The organism is Azohydromonas aeria (assembly GCF_009760915.1).
GTDB lineage: Bacteria > Pseudomonadota > Gammaproteobacteria > Burkholderiales > Burkholderiaceae_C > Azohydromonas > Azohydromonas aeria.
In genome coordinates, this window is record NZ_VIDQ01000006.1 from 113,558 (window position 1) to 128,914 (window position 15,357).

At 68.6% G+C, this 15,357-nt stretch carries 15 protein-coding genes; 8 read left to right on the forward strand and 7 right to left on the reverse strand.

All coding sequences use genetic code 11. The features are described from left to right. Nucleotides 1-84 precede the first annotated feature (84 nt). Entirely contained in the window at nucleotides 85-861 is a 777-nt protein-coding gene (locus FJ694_RS05905; RefSeq protein WP_157265178.1) for an IclR family transcriptional regulator, read from the forward strand. Between the two features lie 113 nt (nucleotides 862-974). Here FJ694_RS05905 and pbpG read toward each other — a convergent pair whose 3' ends face one another. The 7 genes from pbpG to FJ694_RS05940 all read right to left on the reverse strand — a co-directional run bounded on the left by pbpG (nucleotide 975) and on the right by FJ694_RS05940 (nucleotide 10,240). Beyond that, nucleotides 975-1,985: a D-alanyl-D-alanine endopeptidase gene (pbpG, locus tag FJ694_RS05910; RefSeq protein WP_157265180.1), complete on the reverse strand. Its 1,011-nt coding sequence runs from the start codon at nucleotides 1,983-1,985 to the stop codon at nucleotides 975-977. A gap of 161 nt (nucleotides 1,986-2,146) precedes the next feature. Beyond that, entirely contained in the window at nucleotides 2,147-3,688 is a 1,542-nt protein-coding gene (locus FJ694_RS05915) for a 2-isopropylmalate synthase (protein ID WP_157265182.1), read from the reverse strand. Between the two features lie 13 nt (nucleotides 3,689-3,701). Then, nucleotides 3,702-5,393, reverse strand: a complete 1,692-nt coding sequence (gene leuA, locus FJ694_RS05920) for a 2-isopropylmalate synthase (protein ID WP_157265219.1) — start codon at nucleotides 5,391-5,393, stop codon at nucleotides 3,702-3,704. Nucleotides 5,394-5,665: 272 nt separating this feature from the next. After that, a complete protein-coding gene (gene pssA / locus FJ694_RS05925) occupies nucleotides 5,666-6,508 on the reverse strand; it encodes a CDP-diacylglycerol--serine O-phosphatidyltransferase (RefSeq protein ID WP_157265184.1) in 843 nt (280 codons plus the stop codon). 120 nt (nucleotides 6,509-6,628) lie between these two features. Next, the gene (gene ilvC, locus FJ694_RS05930) at nucleotides 6,629-7,645 is read right to left on the reverse strand and encodes a ketol-acid reductoisomerase (protein WP_157265186.1); all 1,017 of its coding nucleotides are present in this window, start codon (nucleotides 7,643-7,645) and stop codon (nucleotides 6,629-6,631) included. Nucleotides 7,646-7,808: 163 nt separating this feature from the next. Next, on the reverse strand, nucleotides 7,809-8,300 hold the full coding sequence (gene ilvN / locus FJ694_RS05935; RefSeq protein WP_157265188.1) for an acetolactate synthase small subunit: 492 nt from the start codon (nucleotides 8,298-8,300) through the stop codon (nucleotides 7,809-7,811). Between the two features lie 167 nt (nucleotides 8,301-8,467). Further along, nucleotides 8,468-10,240 (reverse strand): acetolactate synthase 3 catalytic subunit, encoded by a 1,773-nt coding sequence (locus tag FJ694_RS05940; RefSeq protein WP_157265189.1) that lies wholly within the window; start codon nucleotides 10,238-10,240, stop codon nucleotides 8,468-8,470. A gap of 250 nt (nucleotides 10,241-10,490) precedes the next feature. Between FJ694_RS05940 and FJ694_RS05945 the strand changes: the two genes are divergently transcribed. The 7 genes from FJ694_RS05945 to FJ694_RS05975 all read left to right on the forward strand — a co-directional run bounded on the left by FJ694_RS05945 (nucleotide 10,491) and on the right by FJ694_RS05975 (nucleotide 15,263). Continuing rightward, nucleotides 10,491-11,057 carry an RNA polymerase sigma factor gene (locus FJ694_RS05945; protein ID WP_157265190.1) on the forward strand — a complete coding sequence of 189 codons (567 nt, stop codon included), beginning with the start codon at nucleotides 10,491-10,493 and terminating at the stop codon, nucleotides 11,055-11,057. Continuing rightward, a complete protein-coding gene (locus FJ694_RS05950; protein ID WP_157265191.1) occupies nucleotides 11,054-11,512 on the forward strand; it encodes a DUF3619 family protein in 459 nt (152 codons plus the stop codon). The genes FJ694_RS05945 and FJ694_RS05950 overlap by 4 nt, the downstream gene beginning before the upstream one ends. Before the next feature lie 137 nt (nucleotides 11,513-11,649). Then, nucleotides 11,650-12,312 (forward strand): DUF3106 domain-containing protein, encoded by a 663-nt coding sequence (locus FJ694_RS05955; RefSeq protein WP_157265192.1) that lies wholly within the window; start codon nucleotides 11,650-11,652, stop codon nucleotides 12,310-12,312. Next, nucleotides 12,309-12,827, forward strand: a complete 519-nt coding sequence (locus tag FJ694_RS05960) for an RDD family protein (protein WP_232539912.1) — start codon at nucleotides 12,309-12,311, stop codon at nucleotides 12,825-12,827. Before FJ694_RS05955 ends, FJ694_RS05960 begins: the two co-directional genes overlap by 4 nt. A gap of 44 nt (nucleotides 12,828-12,871) precedes the next feature. Beyond that, nucleotides 12,872-13,255 carry a diacylglycerol kinase gene (locus FJ694_RS05965; protein ID WP_157265221.1) on the forward strand — a complete coding sequence of 128 codons (384 nt, stop codon included), beginning with the start codon at nucleotides 12,872-12,874 and terminating at the stop codon, nucleotides 13,253-13,255. A gap of 70 nt (nucleotides 13,256-13,325) precedes the next feature. Continuing rightward, complete coding sequence (locus tag FJ694_RS05970; RefSeq protein WP_157265193.1) at nucleotides 13,326-14,552, forward strand: glycosyltransferase; 1,227 nt, start codon at nucleotides 13,326-13,328, stop codon at nucleotides 14,550-14,552. A 66-nt stretch (nucleotides 14,553-14,618) separates the two neighbouring features. Beyond that, nucleotides 14,619-15,263 carry a DapH/DapD/GlmU-related protein gene (locus FJ694_RS05975; protein WP_232539913.1) on the forward strand — a complete coding sequence of 215 codons (645 nt, stop codon included), beginning with the start codon at nucleotides 14,619-14,621 and terminating at the stop codon, nucleotides 15,261-15,263. The last annotated feature ends 94 nt before the right edge of the window (nucleotides 15,264-15,357 follow it).

Here is a 15,357-nt window from a genome sequence, read left to right on the forward strand (position 1 = left end):
CGGGACAACCCTGGGTTTCCATGTCAGCAAGCAAAGTGAAGTTTCGCGATGCAAAATATCGCGAACCACAGGACAATCGCCGCCATGCAGAAGAAGGAAACCCAGACGCCCACGATCCAGGTCCTGGAGCGCAGTTTCGCCCTGCTGGACGTGCTGGCCGCGCACCGCGATCCGGTGTCGCTCAAGGAGATCAGCGAGCGCACCGGGCTGCACCCGTCCACGGCGCACCGCATCCTCAACGACCTGGCAGCCGGCCGCTTCGTGGACCGGCCCGAGGCCGGCAGCTACCGGCTGGGCATGCGGCTGCTGGAGCTGGGCAACCTGGTGAAGGCGCGGCTGGACGTGCGCGACGCGGCGCTGGGCCCGATGCGCGAGCTGCACCGGCTCACGCACCAGACCGTCAACCTGTCGGTGCGGCAAGGCGACGAGATCGTCTACATCGAGCGCACCTACAGCGAGCGCTCCGGGATGCAGGTGGTGCGCGCCGTGGGCGGCCGCGCGCCGCTGCACCTGACGTCCGTCGGCAAGCTGTTCCTGGCCCATGACGAGCCGCAGCGCGTGCGTGCCTACGCCACCCGCACCGGGCTGGCCGGCCACACGCGCAACAGCATCACCGAGCTCGCGCGGCTGGAGCGCGAGCTCAGCAGCGTGCGCCAGCAGGGCGTGGCGCGCGACGACGAGGAGCTGGAGCTGGGCGTGCGCTGCATGGCCGCGGGCATCTACGACGACCAGAACCAGCTCGTGGCCGGACTGTCGCTGTCGGCGCCGGCCGACCGGCTGGAGGAAGGCTGGATCGAGCGCGTCAAGTCCACCGCCGCCGAGATCTCGCGGGCGCTGGGCCAGCACGGCGGCCAGGGCTGAGGCCACGCTGCCACGCACATGTCACCCTGAAATGCAAAAGGCCTGTCCCCTGGGACAGGCCTTTTGCATGGCGGACGTCCTGCCGGCCCGGCAGGCTCCTTGTTGCCCGCTGCTCAGCCGCCGGTATGGACCACTGCAGTGACACCAGCCGCCGTACCCTGCAGCAGCCACTTGCGCAGCCGCTCGGCGTCGCCGATGCGCGAATACTTACCGGCCGAGTCGAGCAGCACCATGATCAGCTTGCGCCCGGCCAGGTCGGCCTGCATCACCAGGCAGCGACCGGCTTCGGAGATGTAGCCGGTCTTCTGCAGCCCGATGTCCCAGCTGCCGCCGCGCACCAGGCCGTTGGTGTTGCGGAACGCCATCTGGCGGCTGCCGACGGCCACGATGTGCTCGGTGGAGGTCGAGAACTCGCGCAGCAGCTGGTTGCCGTGCGCGTACTTGACCAGCGCCGCCAGGTCGCGCGCGCTGGACTGGTTGCGGCTGGACAGCCCGGTGGGCTCGGCATAGTGGGTGTCGTTCATGCCCAGCTCGCGCGCCTTGCGGTTCATGGCGGCGACGAAGGCTTCCAGGCCTCCGGGGTAGTGGCGGCCGAGCGCATTGGCAGCCCGGTTCTCGGAGGCCATCAGCGCCAGGTGCAGCATGTCCTCGCGCGACAGCTGCGTGCCCACGGCCAGGCGCGAGCTGCTGTTCTTCTCGGTGTCGACGTCTTCAGAGGTGACGGTGAGCACCTCGTCCATCGGCAGCCTGGCCTCGGTCACCACCAGCGCCGTCATCAGCTTGGTGATGGAGGCGATCGGCAGCACGGCCTGCGGGTTCTTGCTGAACAGGACCTCGTTGGTGTCCTGGTCCATCACCAGCGCGACGCTGGACTTCAGGTCCAGCGGGTCGCTGGTGCCGTGCAGGCCGTAGATCTGGCCGAAGGACAGGCGCCCGGGCACCACGTCCTCCGCCGCGGCGCGGCGCGCCAGCACCGTGCGCACCTTGCTTTTCTCGATCTTCGCCTCGACGCGCTTGACCTCGACCCGCGCCGCGGACTTGCGCACCGGTTTTCGGTTGGCCGCTTCGGACGTGTCGGGTTGCAGCAAGGCCACACCGACCAATACGGCCAGCGACCAACTCATGAGGCGGAGATTCTTCAGGCGACGCACGGTCAAGCTTCCGGACTGCGGGGGCAGCAGAGTGTAGTTGAGGGCAAAAACATAGGCAATATCAAAAACTTAGAGCAACTTCCTCAAGTTTGACTTGCACATGCTCGGTCCCTGCGGGCCAACCGCACCCCTTGTTAGCCCTGGGCTGCCACGCGCTCAGCCTGGCTGTGGAGCTTGTTCAGCGCCGACAGGTAGGCCTTGGCCGAGGCGATGACGATGTCGGGGTCGGCCCCGACGCCGTTCACGACCCGGCCACCGAGTTGCAGCCGCACCGTCACCTCGCCCTGCGATTCTGTGCTGCCAGAGGTGATGGCATTGACCGAATACAGCAACAGTTCGGCACCACTTCTCACTTTCGACTCGATGGCCTTGAGGCTGGCATCCACCGGCCCGTTGCCTTCGCTCTCCGCATGGTGCTCCTGGTCTCCGGCGGCAAACACCACACGGGCGGAGGGCCGCTCGCCGGTCTCAGAGCGCTGAGCCAGGGCAAGAAGGCGGTAATGCTCGTGTTCGCTTGTAACGCTCTCATCGCCCAGCAGCGCGATGATGTCCTCGTCGAAGATCTCGCTCTTGCGGTCGGCCAGGTCCTTGAAGCGCGCGAAGGCGGCATTGAGCTCGGCCTCCGACTCCAGCTCCACGCCGAGGTCCTGCAGCCGCTGGCGGAAGGCGTTGCGGCCCGAGAGCTTGCCCAGCACGATCTTGTTGGCCGTCCAGCCCACGTCCTCGGCGCGCATGATCTCGTAGGTGTCGCGCGCCTTGAGCACGCCGTCCTGGTGGATGCCGCTGGCATGCGCGAAGGCATTGGCGCCCACCACGGCCTTGTTGGGCTGCACCACGAAGCCAGTGGTCTGGGCCACCAGGCGCGAAGCCGGCACGATCTGCGTGGTGTCGATGCCCACCTCCAGCCCGAAGTGGTCGCGCCGCGTGCGCACGGCCATCACCACCTCTTCCAGCGAGGTGTTGCCGGCGCGCTCGCCCAGGCCGTTGATGGTGCATTCCACCTGGCGCGCGCCGCCGATCTTCACGCCGGCCAGCGAGTTGGCCACCGCCATGCCCAGGTCGTTGTGGCAGTGCACCGACCACACCGCCTTGTCCGCATTGGGCACGCGCTCGCGCAGCATGCGGATGAAGTTGCCGTAGAGCTCGGGAATGGCGTAGCCGACCGTGTCGGGCACGTTGATGGTGGTGGCGCCCTCCTCGATCACCGCCTCCAGCACGCGGCACAGGAAGTCCGGGTCGGAGCGGTAGCCGTCCTCGGGCGAGAACTCGATGTCCGGGCACAGGTTGCGCGCGAAGCGCACCGCCAGCCGCGCCTGCTCCAGCACCTGCTCGCGCGTCATGCGCAGCTTCTTCTCCATGTGCAGCTCGCTGGTGGCGATGAAGGTGTGGATGCGCGAGCGCGGCGCCTCCTTCAAAGCCTCGGCGGCGCGCGCGATGTCGCGGTCGTTGGCACGCGCCAGCGAGCAGACGGTGGCCTCGCGGATGTGGCTGGCGATGGTGCGCACGGCCTCGAAGTCGCCGGGGCTCGCCGCGGCGAAGCCGGCCTCGATCACGTCCACGCGCAGCCGCTCCAGCTGCCGCGCGATGCGCAGCTTCTCGTCGCGGGTCATGGACGCGCCGGGCGACTGCTCGCCGTCACGCAGGGTGGTGTCGAAAATGATCAGCTTGTCGCTCATGGCCTTGTCTCCTTCAGGCAGCCTGTTCCTGCACCACCGCGGCGGGCCCCGCCACCACGCCGGCACGCGCCAGCCCGGACAGCAGCGCCTTGAGCGAGGCGTGGACGATGTTGGCGTCGATACCCGCGCCGAAGAGCACCTGCGTGCCCGCGCGCAGCTCGATGTAGGCGGCCGCGCGCGCCTGCGCGCCGGCGCCCAGGGCGTGCTCGTGGTAGTCGAGCACCTGCAGCTCGGTCGTGCCGACATGCGCGCGCAGCGCCGCCACGAAGGCGTCCACCGGGCCGTTGCCCTCGCCGTGCAGCAGCAGCGCGCGGCCCTCGATCGTGGCCTGCGCCTGCACGCGCACGCGGCCCTCGCCGACTTCCTCGAGCTTCACCGCGCCCAGCGCCACGCGCTCCAGGCGGTACTCGCGGTCGAACAGCGCCCACAGGTCGGCGGCGCTGAGCTCGCGGCCTTCGAGGTCCATCACCTGCTGCACGCGACGGCTGAACTCCATCTGCAGCCGGCGCGGCAGCACCAGGCCGTATTCCTTCTCCAGCAGGTAGGCGATGCCGCCCTTGCCCGACTGGCTGTTGACGCGGATCACGGCCTCGTAGCTGCGGCCCAGGTCCTGCGGGTCGATGGGCAGGTAGGGCATGTCCCAGGCGTCACCGTCGCGGCGCGAGGCGAAAGCCTTCCTGATCGCGTCCTGGTGCGAGCCGGAGAACGAGGTGTAGACCAGGTCGCCCACGTACGGATGGCGCGCCGGCACGGGCAACTGGTTGCAGTGCTCGACGGTGCGGCGGATGTCGTCGATGTCCGAGAAATCCAGGCCCGGCGCCACGCCCTGCGTGTAGAGGTTGAGCGCGACGTTGACGAGGTCGAGGTTGCCGGTGCGCTCGCCGTTGCCGAAGAGGCAGCCTTCGAGCCGGTCGGCGCCGGCCATGAGCGCCAGCTCCGCCGCGGCGGTGCCGGTGCCGCGGTCGTTGTGCGGGTGCACCGACAGCACGATGGCGTCGCGGCGCGCGAGGTGCCGGTGCATCCACTCGACCATGTCGGCAAACACGTTGGGCGTGGAGTGCTCCACCGTCGAGGGCAGGTTGACGATGCACTTGCGCTCGGCCGTGGGCGCCCACTCGGCGGTCACGGCGTCCACCACGCGCTTGCTGAATTCGAGCTCGGTGCCGGAGAACATCTCCGGGGAGTACTGGAAGGTCCAGTCGGTCCCAGGCTGCTGGGCGGCCAGTTCGCGGATCAGCCGCGCGTGGCTCGTGGCCAGCTCCACGATGCCGTCCTCGTCCAGCCCCAGCACCACGCGGCGCATCAGCGGCGCGGTCGCGTTGTAGACGTGCACGATGGCGCGCGGCGCGCCGGCCAGGGCCTCGAAGGTGCGCCGGATCAGCTCGCCGCGCGCGGGCGTCAGCACCTGGATCGTGACGTCGGCCGGGATGAGGCCGCCCTCGATGAGCTGGCGCACGAAGTCGAAGTCCGCCTGCGAGGCGGAAGGGAAGCCGACCTCGATCTCCTTGAAGCCGATGTCCACCAGGGTGCTGAACATGCGCATCTTGCGCGCCGGGTCCATCGGCTCGATCAGCGCCTGGTTGCCGTCGCGCAGGTCCACGCTGCACCACAGCGGCGCGCGCGTGATCACCGCGTCCGGCCAGGTGCGGTCGGCCAGCCGCACGGGGGCGAAGGCGCGGTATTTCCGGGCGGGGTCAGACAACATCGGCATCAGGATCTCCTGGGGAAAACGAAGACTCGCAGCCACGGAAAAAAGCAAAACGGCCCGCTGCGAGACGCTGGCGGGCCGTTGATCCGTAGGGTAAGGACGAAGTCGATCAGCGCGCCCGCGGCACTCCTAGGGTCAGTAGCGAAAAAGCGCGGCGGGACGACATCGGTCCAATATAGCACGCCCCTTGGAGGGCCCCCGCAATGGGGTTGCCCATGGCAGCCATGGCGTGCACGAGTGCGCGCGGCGAGGGCATGCCAAGCATCCTTTCAGCGGTGCAGCCCCGCCTCGTCGGGCTCGTCGGTGGAGGTGGCGATCACGCTCACCGGGCGGCCCTTGCTGCGCTTGTAGGCGAACACCGCGTAGCCCGAGAAGCCGTACACCACGAACAACGCGAACAGCACCATCGGCGGATGGATGTTGATCACCGCGATGCCCAGCGCGATGGCCACGATCACGATGAAGGGCACCGTGCGCTTGAAGCTCACGTCCTTGAAGCTGTAGAAGGGCACGTTGGTCACCATGGTCAGCCCCGCGTACAGCGTCAGGGCAAAGGTGGTCCAGCGCAGCCAGTCCACGCTCCAGGCATCGCGCCAGCCGGCCGAGTCCATGACCCAGATGAAGCCGATGATCAGCGCCGCCGCCGCCGGGCTGGGCAGGCCCTGGAAGAAGCGCTTGTCCACCACGCCGATGTTGGTGTTGAAGCGCGCCAGCCGCAGCGCCGCGCCCGAGCAGTACACGAAGGCGGCGATCCAGCCCAGCTTGCCCAGGCCCTGCAGCGCCCACTCGTAGGCGATGAGCGCCGGCGCTGCGCCGAAGCTCACCATGTCGGAGAGGCTGTCCATCTGCTCGCCGAAGGCGCTTTGCGTGTTGGTCATGCGCGCCACGCGGCCGTCCAGGCTGTCGAGCACCGCGGCGCAGAAGATGCCGATGGCGGCCTGCTCGAAGCGCCCGTCCATGGCCATCACCACGGCGTAGAAGCCGCCGAACAGCGCGGCCAGCGTGAACAGGTTGGGCAGGATGTAGATGCCCTTGCGGCGCGGGCGCGGCGGCTCGGGCGCCTCGAGGTCGTCGGCCTCGCGTTCGGCGCGGTCGGGAGTGGCGTCGCTCATGCAGCGCGAACGCGGCCTCGGGGGCCGCGCCTGGGGGGTCGATTTTTCATGCGCGGGAGGATAACCGAACGAAAAAAGCCGCCCGAGGGCGGCTTTCACGAAGTGAAACGGCAAGCCGGATCAGTTGCGGCTCTTGTCCACCAGCTTGTTGGCCTTGATCCAGGGCATCATCGCGCGCAGCTTCTCGCCGACCTGCTCGATCTGGTGATCGGCGGTGAGGCGGCGGCGCGAGATCAGGGTCGGGGCGCCGGCCTTGTTCTCCAGGATGAAGCTCTTGGCGTACTCGCCGGTCTGGATGTCCCTGAGGCACTGGCGCATGGCGTCCTTGGTGGCCTCGGTCACGACGCGCGGACCCGTCACGTACTCGCCGTACTCGGCGTTGTTCGAGATCGAGTAGTTCATGTTGCCGATGCCGCCTTCGTAGATCAGGTCCACGATCAGCTTGAGCTCGTGCAGGCATTCGAAGTAGGCCATCTCGGGCGCATAGCCGGCTTCCACCAGCGTCTCGAAGCCGGCCTTGATCAGCTCGACGGTGCCGCCGCACAGCACGGCCTGCTCGCCGAACAGGTCGGTCTCGGTCTCTTCGCGGAAGTTGGTCTCGATGATGCCGGCCTTGCCGCCGCCGTTGGCCGCGGCGTAGGACAGGGCCAGGTCGCGCGCGCGGCCGGTCTTGTCCTGGTGCACGGCGATCAGGTGCGGCACGCCGCCGCCCTGGCTGTAGGTGTTGCGCACGGTGTGGCCCGGGGCCTTCGGGGCCACCATCCACACGTCGATGTCCTCGCGCGGCACGACCTGGCCGTAGTGCACGTTGAAGCCGTGCGCGAAGGCCAGCGAGGCGCCGGGCTTCAGGTTCGGGGCCACTTCGGCGTTGTAGACGGAGGCGATCTGCTCGTCGGGCAGCAGGATCATGACGACGTCGGCTTCCTTGACCGCGTCGGCGATCTCGGCGACTTTCAGGCCGGCCTTCTCGGCCTTGACCCAGGACGCGCCGCCACGGCGCAGGCCCACGGTGACGCGCACGCCCGAATCGTTGAGGTTCAGCGCATGGGCATGGCCCTGCGAGCCGTAGCCGATGATGGTGACGTTCTTGCCCTTGATCAGGCTCAGGTCCGCGTCCTTGTCGTAGTAGACGTTCATGTCGTGTGCTTCCTAGGTGGGGTTCTTGAAGGCGTGAAGGGCGAGAGGTGAAGCGTGCGAAACGCCGGAACAGCAAGGTACGGAAAAGCGCCCTGGGGCGCCTTGCCGCTCACCCTTCACTCTTCACGCTTCACGAGAGGAAATGGCTCGAAGGCGCGCGTGCTCAGACGCGCAGGATGCGCTCGCCGCGGCCGATGCCGCTGGCGCCGGTGCGCACCGTCTCCAGGATGGCGGCGCGGTCCAGCGCCTGCAGGAAGGCGTCGAGCTTGCTGCCGTCGCCGGTGAGCTCCACGGTGTAGCTCTTGTCCGTGACGTCCACGATGTGGCCGCGGAAGATGTCGGCGGTGCGCTTGATCTCCTCGCGCTCCTTGCCCACGGCGCGCACCTTCACCAGCATGAGCTCGCGCTCGATGAAGCTGCCTTCCGTGAGGTCCACCACCTTCACCACCTCGATGAGGCGGTTCAGGTGCTTCGTGATCTGCTCGATGACCTCGTCGCTGCCCGTGGTCACGATGGTCATGCGCGAGAGCGAGGCGTCCTCGGTGGGCGCGACGGTGAGGCTCTCGATGTTGTAGCCGCGCGCCGAGAACAGCGCGACGACGCGCGAGAGGGCGCCGGGCTCGTTTTCCAGCAGCAGCGCGATGATGTGCTTCATAAGTTCGTCCTTCAGGGCTCTTGGGCGCCGGCGGCGGTAACCGCCGGGCCGTGGCCCCGTGTGCGAAGTCAACGGGGAAATGAATGCGAGCCGCCCGGCACACCGGCACCCGGGCAGGACGCGGTAACGCCCTGCCCCGTGCCGGCCGCCGGCCGGCTTCGCGAGCTTTACAGGTCTTCGGAGCCCAGCAGCATCTCGCTGATGCCCTTGCCCGCCTTGACCATCGGCCAGACGTTCTCGGTCGGGTCGGTGCGCACGTCCAGGAACACGGTGCGGTCCTTGAGGCGGATGGCTTCGCGCAGCGCGGGCTCCACGTCGGCCGGGCTCTCGATCTTCAGGCCGACGTGGCCGTAGGCCTCGGCGAGCTTGACGAAGTCGGGCAGCGCGTCCATGTAGCTGTGCGAGTAGCGGCCCTCGTAGTCGAGCTCCTGCCACTGCCGCACCATGCCCAGGTAGCGGTTGTTGAGCGAGATGACCTTGACCGGCGTCTTGTACTGCTGGCAGGTCGAGAGCTCCTGGATGCACATCTGGATCGAGCCCTCGCCCGTGATGCAGAACACGTCGCTCTCGGGCTTGGCCAGCTTGATGCCCATGGCGTAGGGCAGGCCCACGCCCATGGTGCCCAGGCCGCCGGAGTTGATCCAGCGCCGCGGCTCCTCGAAGCCGTAGAACTGCGCGGCGAACATCTGATGCTGGCCGACGTCGGAGGTGATGTAGGTGTCGCGCCCGCGGGTGAGCTCGGCGAGCTTCTGCACCACGTACTGCGGCTTGATGACCTCGGAGCTGTTCTTGTAGGCCAGGCACTCGCGCTGGCGCCAGCTGTTGACCTGGCTCCACCACTGCGCCAGCGCCTGCTGGTCCGGGCGCTGCTGGGCTTCGCGGATCTGGCTGATGAGCTCCTGCAGCACCTCCTTGACGTCGCCGACGATGGGGATGTCCACCTTGACGCGCTTGGAGATCGAGGACGGGTCGATGTCCACGTGGATGATCTTGCGCTCCACCTGCGCGAAGTGCGCCGGGTTGCCGATCACGCGGTCGTCGAAGCGCGCGCCCACGGCCAGCAGCACGTCGCAGTGCTGCATGGTCATGTTGGCCTCGTAGGTGCCGTGCATGCCCAGCATGCCCAGGAACTTGGGGTCGCTCGCGGGAATCGCGCCCAGGCCCATGAGCGTGTTGGTGCAGGGATAGCCCAGCAGGTCGGCGAGCTCGCGCAGTTCGGCCGCCGCGTCGGCCAGCACCACGCCGCCGCCGCTGTAGATGTAGGGACGCCTGGCCTGCAGCAGCAGCTGCACCGCCTTGCGGATCTGGCCGCCGTGGCCCTTGCGCACCGGGTTGTAGGAGCGCATCTCGACCTTGTCGGGATAGCTGAACGGCGCGGTCTTGAGCGAGACGTCCTTGGGCACGTCCACCACCACCGGACCGGGCCGGCCGGTGCGCGCGATGTGGAACGCCTTCTTCAGCGTCAAAGCCAGGTCGCGCACGTCCTTGACCAGGAAGTTGTGCTTGACCACCGGGCGCGTGATGCCCACGGTGTCGCACTCCTGGAAGGCGTCCAGGCCGATGGCGGCGGTGGGCACCTGGCCGGTGATGATCACCATCGGGATCGAGTCCATGTAGGCCGTGGCAATGCCGGTGACGGCATTGGTCACGCCCGGACCCGAGGTCACCAGCGCCACGCCCACGTCGCCGGTGGCGCGCGCATAGCCGTCGGCCGCGTGCACGGCCGCCTGCTCGTGGCGCACCAGCACGTGCTGGATGGTGTCCTGCTTGTACAGCGCGTCGTAGATGTAGAGCACCGAGCCGCCGGGGTAGCCCCAGAGGTACTTGACCCCTTCGGCCTGCAGGCAGCGAACGAGGATTTCGGAGCCGTTGAGCTCGGCGTTGGGAGATTGCGGTTGGGCCCGGAGGGCACCCTTGACTTCCGCGGCAGACATGTCCATGAAGAACCTTTGCGATTTTCTCTGACGAAAAACCATCGGTGTCCCTCCTCGCGCCTTCGTGGGGCGGATTCGGAACCTGCGCGGTCAAAAACGAGACACCCGGGATCGGGCGGCGGCTTGAGACCAAGATAGCGTTGTGCGAACCCGTGATTATGGCATCACCGCTGCGTCAGGGTCTTGACGGGCGGCTCAAGGCCGTGACGCGCCGGGCATAATCGCGCGCGTTTTGCCGCCGCCGGCCCCTCCAGTCTTGGCCTCCGACAAAGAACTTTCCGACTTCCTCGCCAGCATCGAGAAGCGCGCCTTCAAGCGCACCGCCTACACCGTCCGCGACGACGATGCAGCGCTCGACATCGTGCAGGACGCCATGATCCGGCTGGCGGAGAAGTACGCGGACCGGCCCGCGGCGGAGCTGCCGCTGCTGTTCCAGCGCATCCTCTCCAACGCCACCATGGACTGGTTCCGCCGCCGCAAGGTGCGCTCGGCGGTGGAGTCGAACTTCTCCAACTTCGAGGGCAACGGCGGCGACGAGGACTTCGACCTGCTGGAGATGCTGGAGACGCAGGACGGCAGCCTGGGCGCCGAGGGCGCGGACGCCGAGGCCTCGCGCACGCAGATGCTGCAGGCCATCGAGCAGGAGGTGGCGCAGCTGCCCGCGCGTCAACGCGAAGCGTTTCTGTTGCGTTACTGGGAGGAGCTCGATGTCGCCGAGACCGCGACGGTCATGGGCTGCTCCGAGGGCAGTGTCAAGACGCACTGCTCCCGGGCAGTACATGCGTTGGCCAAGGCTCTGCGTGCCAAGGGAATTGCGCCATGAACGACCCCCGAACCTTTTCATCTTCGCTTGACGCCCAGGCGCTCGAAGCGCGCTTTGCGTTGCGCGTGACGGCGCGCCTGAGCGAACAGGCGGCCCGCCAGCCTCACTCCATCGAAGAGCGGCTGCGCTTCGCACGCCAGCAGGCGCTGGAGCGCGCGCGCGTGCGCCGCAAGGCAGCCGCCATGGCGTCGGACGTGCAGGCGCTGGGCTCGACGCTGGCCCTGGGCGGCGGCGCCGGGCAGCAGCACAGCGGCTGGTGGCAGCGGGCCATGGCCACGGCGCTGCCCCTGGCCGTGCTGCTGGGCGGGCTGACGCTGATCCACTGGAACCAGACGCATGCCCAGATCGAGGCGGCGGTGCAGATCGATGCCGAGCTGCTCACCGACGACCTGCCGCCGGCCGCCTACAGCGACCCGGGCTTCTACGAGTTCCTGCGCAAGCAGCAGGGCGGCTGACCCTTCTTTTGACACTCCTGAACCTGCCCTCCCCGATGAGCCCCTGCCGCTGGCACCTCTTGCTCCTGGCCCTGCCCGCTGCGGCGTGCCTGGCCCAGCCGGTGCCGTCGGCAACGCCGGGGGCGGCCTCAGCTTCCATGCCGCCGCGCGCAGCCGCGCCGGGCGCGGAACGCTCCTCCGCCTGGACTTCGCTGACGCCCGCGCAGCGCGCGACGCTGGCGCCGCTGCAGCGCGAATGGGGCCGCATCGACCCGTTGCGCCAGCGCAAGTGGCTGGAGATCGCCATGCGTTTTCCGCGCATGTCGGCCGAGGAGCAGCAGCGGGTGCAGGAACGCATGGCCGAGTGGGCGCGCATGACGCCCGAAGAGCGTGGCCGGGCCCGGGTGCAGTTCCTGGAGACGCGCCAGATGAGCCCGCAGGAGCGCCAGGCCGGCTGGGAGGCCTACCAGGCACTGCCGCCCGAGGAAAAGCGTGAATTAGCCCAGCGGGCCGTGCCTGCGGCGGGGCGCGGTGCCGCATCGGCCACCGAACCGGGCACAAAATCCACCATCGTGCGCGTGCCCAGCGCGCCACCCGTGCTCAAGCCTGTCGGACCGACGCTGATGCAGGTGGCGCCCGGCGCCACGACCACCAGCGTCACGCGCGCGCCCGCGCCGCCGCTGCACCAGCAACCCGGCCTGCCCAAGATGGCGGCGACTCCGACTTTCGTGGACAAGAACACCCTTCTGCCCAAGCGCGGCGTGCAAGCCGCCGCCACCGTCACCGAACCGGCTGCTCCCCCGGCGGCAAGCCGCCCGTGACGGCGGCCGCTCCCGCCGCGCTGCAGACCCCTCCCCTGCGGCGCCGCCTGGCGTGCATGCTCTACGAAGGTGTCCTGCTGTTCGGCGTGCTCATGATCGCCGGCCTGCTCTACGCCGGCGTGACGCAGCAGCGGCATGCGCTGCAGGGACAGCACGGCCTGCAAGCCTTCCTGTTCGTCGTGCTGGGCCTGTATTTCGTCTGGTTCTGGACGCATGGCGGCCAGACGGTGGCGATGAAGACCTGGCACATCCGGCTGCTCGACGCTCAAGGCCAGCCCGTGTCGCGCAGGCGCGCGCTGTGCCGCTACCTGGCCAGCTGGTTGTGGTTCGTGCCGGCCCTGGTGACGGCCTGGCTGGCACGGCTGCAATCCAGCGCTGCCATCTTCGGCCTGCTGGCCGTCGGCATGCTGGCCTACGCGCTGCTGGCGCTGCTGCAGCCGCGGCGCCAGTACTGTCATGACCGGCTCTGCGGCACCCAACTCGTCGTCTGGCGCCCCGCGCCGCGCAAGCGCTGATGGCCGCCCCCGACACCTGCGAGGGCGCGGGCACAATCGTGTCGATGACCAACCCTTACAAGGGCCGCACCGGGCTGAACCGGGTGCTGCGCGCCACCCGCCACTCGCTCGACGGCCTGCGGATCGCCTACCGCGGCGAAGCGGCGTTTCGCCAGGAGGTCTGGCTGGCCGCCGTGCTGGTGCCGCTGGCGCTGTGGCTGGGACGCACCTGGGCCGAAACCGCACTGCTGCTGGGCAGCGTGCTGCTGGTGCTCATCGTCGAGCTGCTCAATTCCGGCATTGAAGCTGCCATCGACCGGGTCTCGCTGGAGCTGCATGACCTCTCCAAGCGGGCTAAAGATTTGGCCAGCGCTGCCGTTTTCCTGTCATTGCTGCTGTGCGCCGTCGTCTGGTTCATGGCGATTTGGCATCTTGCAATGGGGGCATGACTTGGAAATCACTCAGCAGGCCGGAAGTACCGGCCTTTTTTTTGACTCTGCTGCCCAATTGAAACAGCCCGTGTCACCCCGGCGGCGCGTCCTGTTTTTCGCCGAAGCGGTGACGCTGGCTCATGTCGCGCGCCCGATCGTGCTGGCCAAGGCGCTCGATCCTGAACGCTACGACGTGCGGGTGGCCTGCGATGAACGCTACCGGCGCTTCGTGCAGAGCGAGGGGCTGCAACATATTCCGCTGCACAGCATCAGCAGCGAGCGCTTCATGGCCGCGCTGGCCAAGGGCAGTCCCGTCTACGACCTGGCCACGCTGCAGCGCTATGCCGAGGAAGACCGGCGCCTGATGCAGGGCTTCCAGCCGGACCTGGTCGTCGGCGACTTCCGGCTGTCGCTGTCGGTGAGCGCCCGGCAGGCACGCATTCCCTACGCCGCCCTGAGCAACACCTACTGGAGTCCCTACACCGCCGACCCCGAGATGCCGCTGCCGGTGCTGCCCTGGACGCGCTGGCTGCCGCTGGGCCTGGCGCGGCGCATGTTCGCGACGTTCGCGCCGCTGGCCATGGGCGCGCACTGCCGGCCGCTGAACCTGCTGCGCGCGCAGGCCGGCCTGCCGGCGCTGCCAAGCCTGCGCCACATCTACACCGACGCCGACCACGTGCTCTACGCCGACGTGCCGGCGCTGTTCCCGACCCGGGGCCAGCCGGACAACCATCACCACCTGGGCCCGATCCTGTGGTCGCCGCCGGCCACGCTGCCGGCGTGGTGGTCCACGTTGCCCGCCGACCGGCCGCTGGTCTACGTCACGCTGGGCAGCTCGGGCATGGCCTCGCTGCTGCCCCGGGTCGTGCAGTGCCTCGCTGCTCAACCGGTGGTGGCGATGGTGGCCACCGCGGGGGCCAAGGTGACCCTGCCGCGCGCCGACAACGTCTTCGTGGCCGATTACCTGCCGGGCACCGAAGCCGCGGCCCGCTCCAGCGTGGTGGTGTGCAACGGCGGCAGCCCGACCAGCCTGCAGGCGCTCAGCGCCGGCGTGCCGGTGCTGGCCATCGCGTCGAACATGGACCAGTTCATGAACATGGCCGCCATCGTGCGCGCGGGCGCCGGCTCACTCATGCGCGCCGACCGGTTCCAGCCGCAAGACTTCGGCCGCCGGCTCCAGGCCCTGCTGGGCGATCCGTCGTGCGCCGGCCGCGCGCGCGAGCTCGCCACGGTGCTGGCCGCACGCCAAGCCCCCGAGACCTTCGCGCAACTCGTACCGGGCGTGGTGCGCTCCGCCTGCGACGCCGCCCTCTGAGCCTTTCGACGAACCGGTCCTGACCCCGCCATGCGACAAATCTCTCCACGCCAGATCACCTGCTTCATGTCCCTGCTCGGGGTGACCGTGGCCGGCACCGCCGCGCTGAGCCTGGGCCTGGCGGCCGTGCTGCCCGCGGGCGACCTGCGCGGCATCGTGCTGGCGCTGTGCACCGTGCTGTTCTTCTACGCCTGCGCCTTCGCGGTCTACAGGCTGTTCCTGCGGCTGTGCCCGCTCAGCGAGGGCGAGTTGCCCGAGGGCTCGCGCGCCGAGTTCGCCGCGCAGGTCAACATCCTGTTTTACCTGCTGCTGTTCAACAGCCTCATCCGCACCAACTTCATCCCGGTGCCGCTGCTGCGCCTGGTCTACCTGGCGCTGGGCGCCAGGCTCGGCCGCAACACGTACAGCGCCGGTGCGCTGCTCGACCCGCCGCTCACGCGCATCGGCGACAACTGCATCATCGGCCACAACGCGGTGCTGTTCTCGCACGCCATCGAGGGCTCGCGCTTCAGCCTGGATGCCATCGTGATCGGCCACGAGGTGACCATCGGCTCCATGGCGGTGGTGATGTCGGGCGTGCACATCGGCAACGGCGCCATCGTCTCGGCCGGGGCCGTGGTCAACAAGGGCACGCGCATCGGCCCCAACGAAATCTGGGGCGGCGTGCCGGCGCGGCTGATCAAGCACCGCAGCGACCCGGTGTCGGCATAGCTGTCAGCGAGTGTCGGAGTTCTTTACAGCTGCTCGCTGCGGCACTTGATGCAAGCCCGTTTTCTCAGCCAAGTCCTTGATTTTATTGAGCATG

What these genes read in the sequence shown, in the direction of transcription:
- FJ694_RS05905 (WP_157265178.1), top strand. Translation starts at nt 85, where the DNA reads ATGCAGAAGAAGGAAACCCAGACGCCCACGATCCAGGTCCTGGAGCGC.
- pbpG (WP_157265180.1), bottom strand. Translation starts at nt 1,985, where the DNA reads ATGAGTTGGTCGCTGGCCGTATTGGTCGGTGTGGCCTTGCTGCAACCC.
- FJ694_RS05915 (WP_157265182.1), bottom strand. Translation starts at nt 3,688, where the DNA reads ATGAGCGACAAGCTGATCATTTTCGACACCACCCTGCGTGACGGCGAG.
- leuA (WP_157265219.1), bottom strand. Translation starts at nt 5,393, where the DNA reads ATGTTGTCTGACCCCGCCCGGAAATACCGCGCCTTCGCCCCCGTGCGG.
- pssA (WP_157265184.1), bottom strand. Translation starts at nt 6,508, where the DNA reads ATGAGCGACGCCACTCCCGACCGCGCCGAACGCGAGGCCGACGACCTC.
- ilvC (WP_157265186.1), bottom strand. Translation starts at nt 7,645, where the DNA reads ATGAACGTCTACTACGACAAGGACGCGGACCTGAGCCTGATCAAGGGC.
- ilvN (WP_157265188.1), bottom strand. Translation starts at nt 8,300, where the DNA reads ATGAAGCACATCATCGCGCTGCTGCTGGAAAACGAGCCCGGCGCCCTC.
- FJ694_RS05940 (WP_157265189.1), bottom strand. Translation starts at nt 10,240, where the DNA reads ATGGACATGTCTGCCGCGGAAGTCAAGGGTGCCCTCCGGGCCCAACCG.
- FJ694_RS05950 (WP_157265191.1), top strand. Translation starts at nt 11,054, where the DNA reads ATGAACGACCCCCGAACCTTTTCATCTTCGCTTGACGCCCAGGCGCTC.
- FJ694_RS05955 (WP_157265192.1), top strand. Translation starts at nt 11,650, where the DNA reads ATGCCGCCGCGCGCAGCCGCGCCGGGCGCGGAACGCTCCTCCGCCTGG.
- FJ694_RS05965 (WP_157265221.1), top strand. Translation starts at nt 12,872, where the DNA reads ATGACCAACCCTTACAAGGGCCGCACCGGGCTGAACCGGGTGCTGCGC.
- FJ694_RS05975 (WP_232539913.1), top strand. Translation starts at nt 14,619, where the DNA reads ATGTCCCTGCTCGGGGTGACCGTGGCCGGCACCGCCGCGCTGAGCCTG.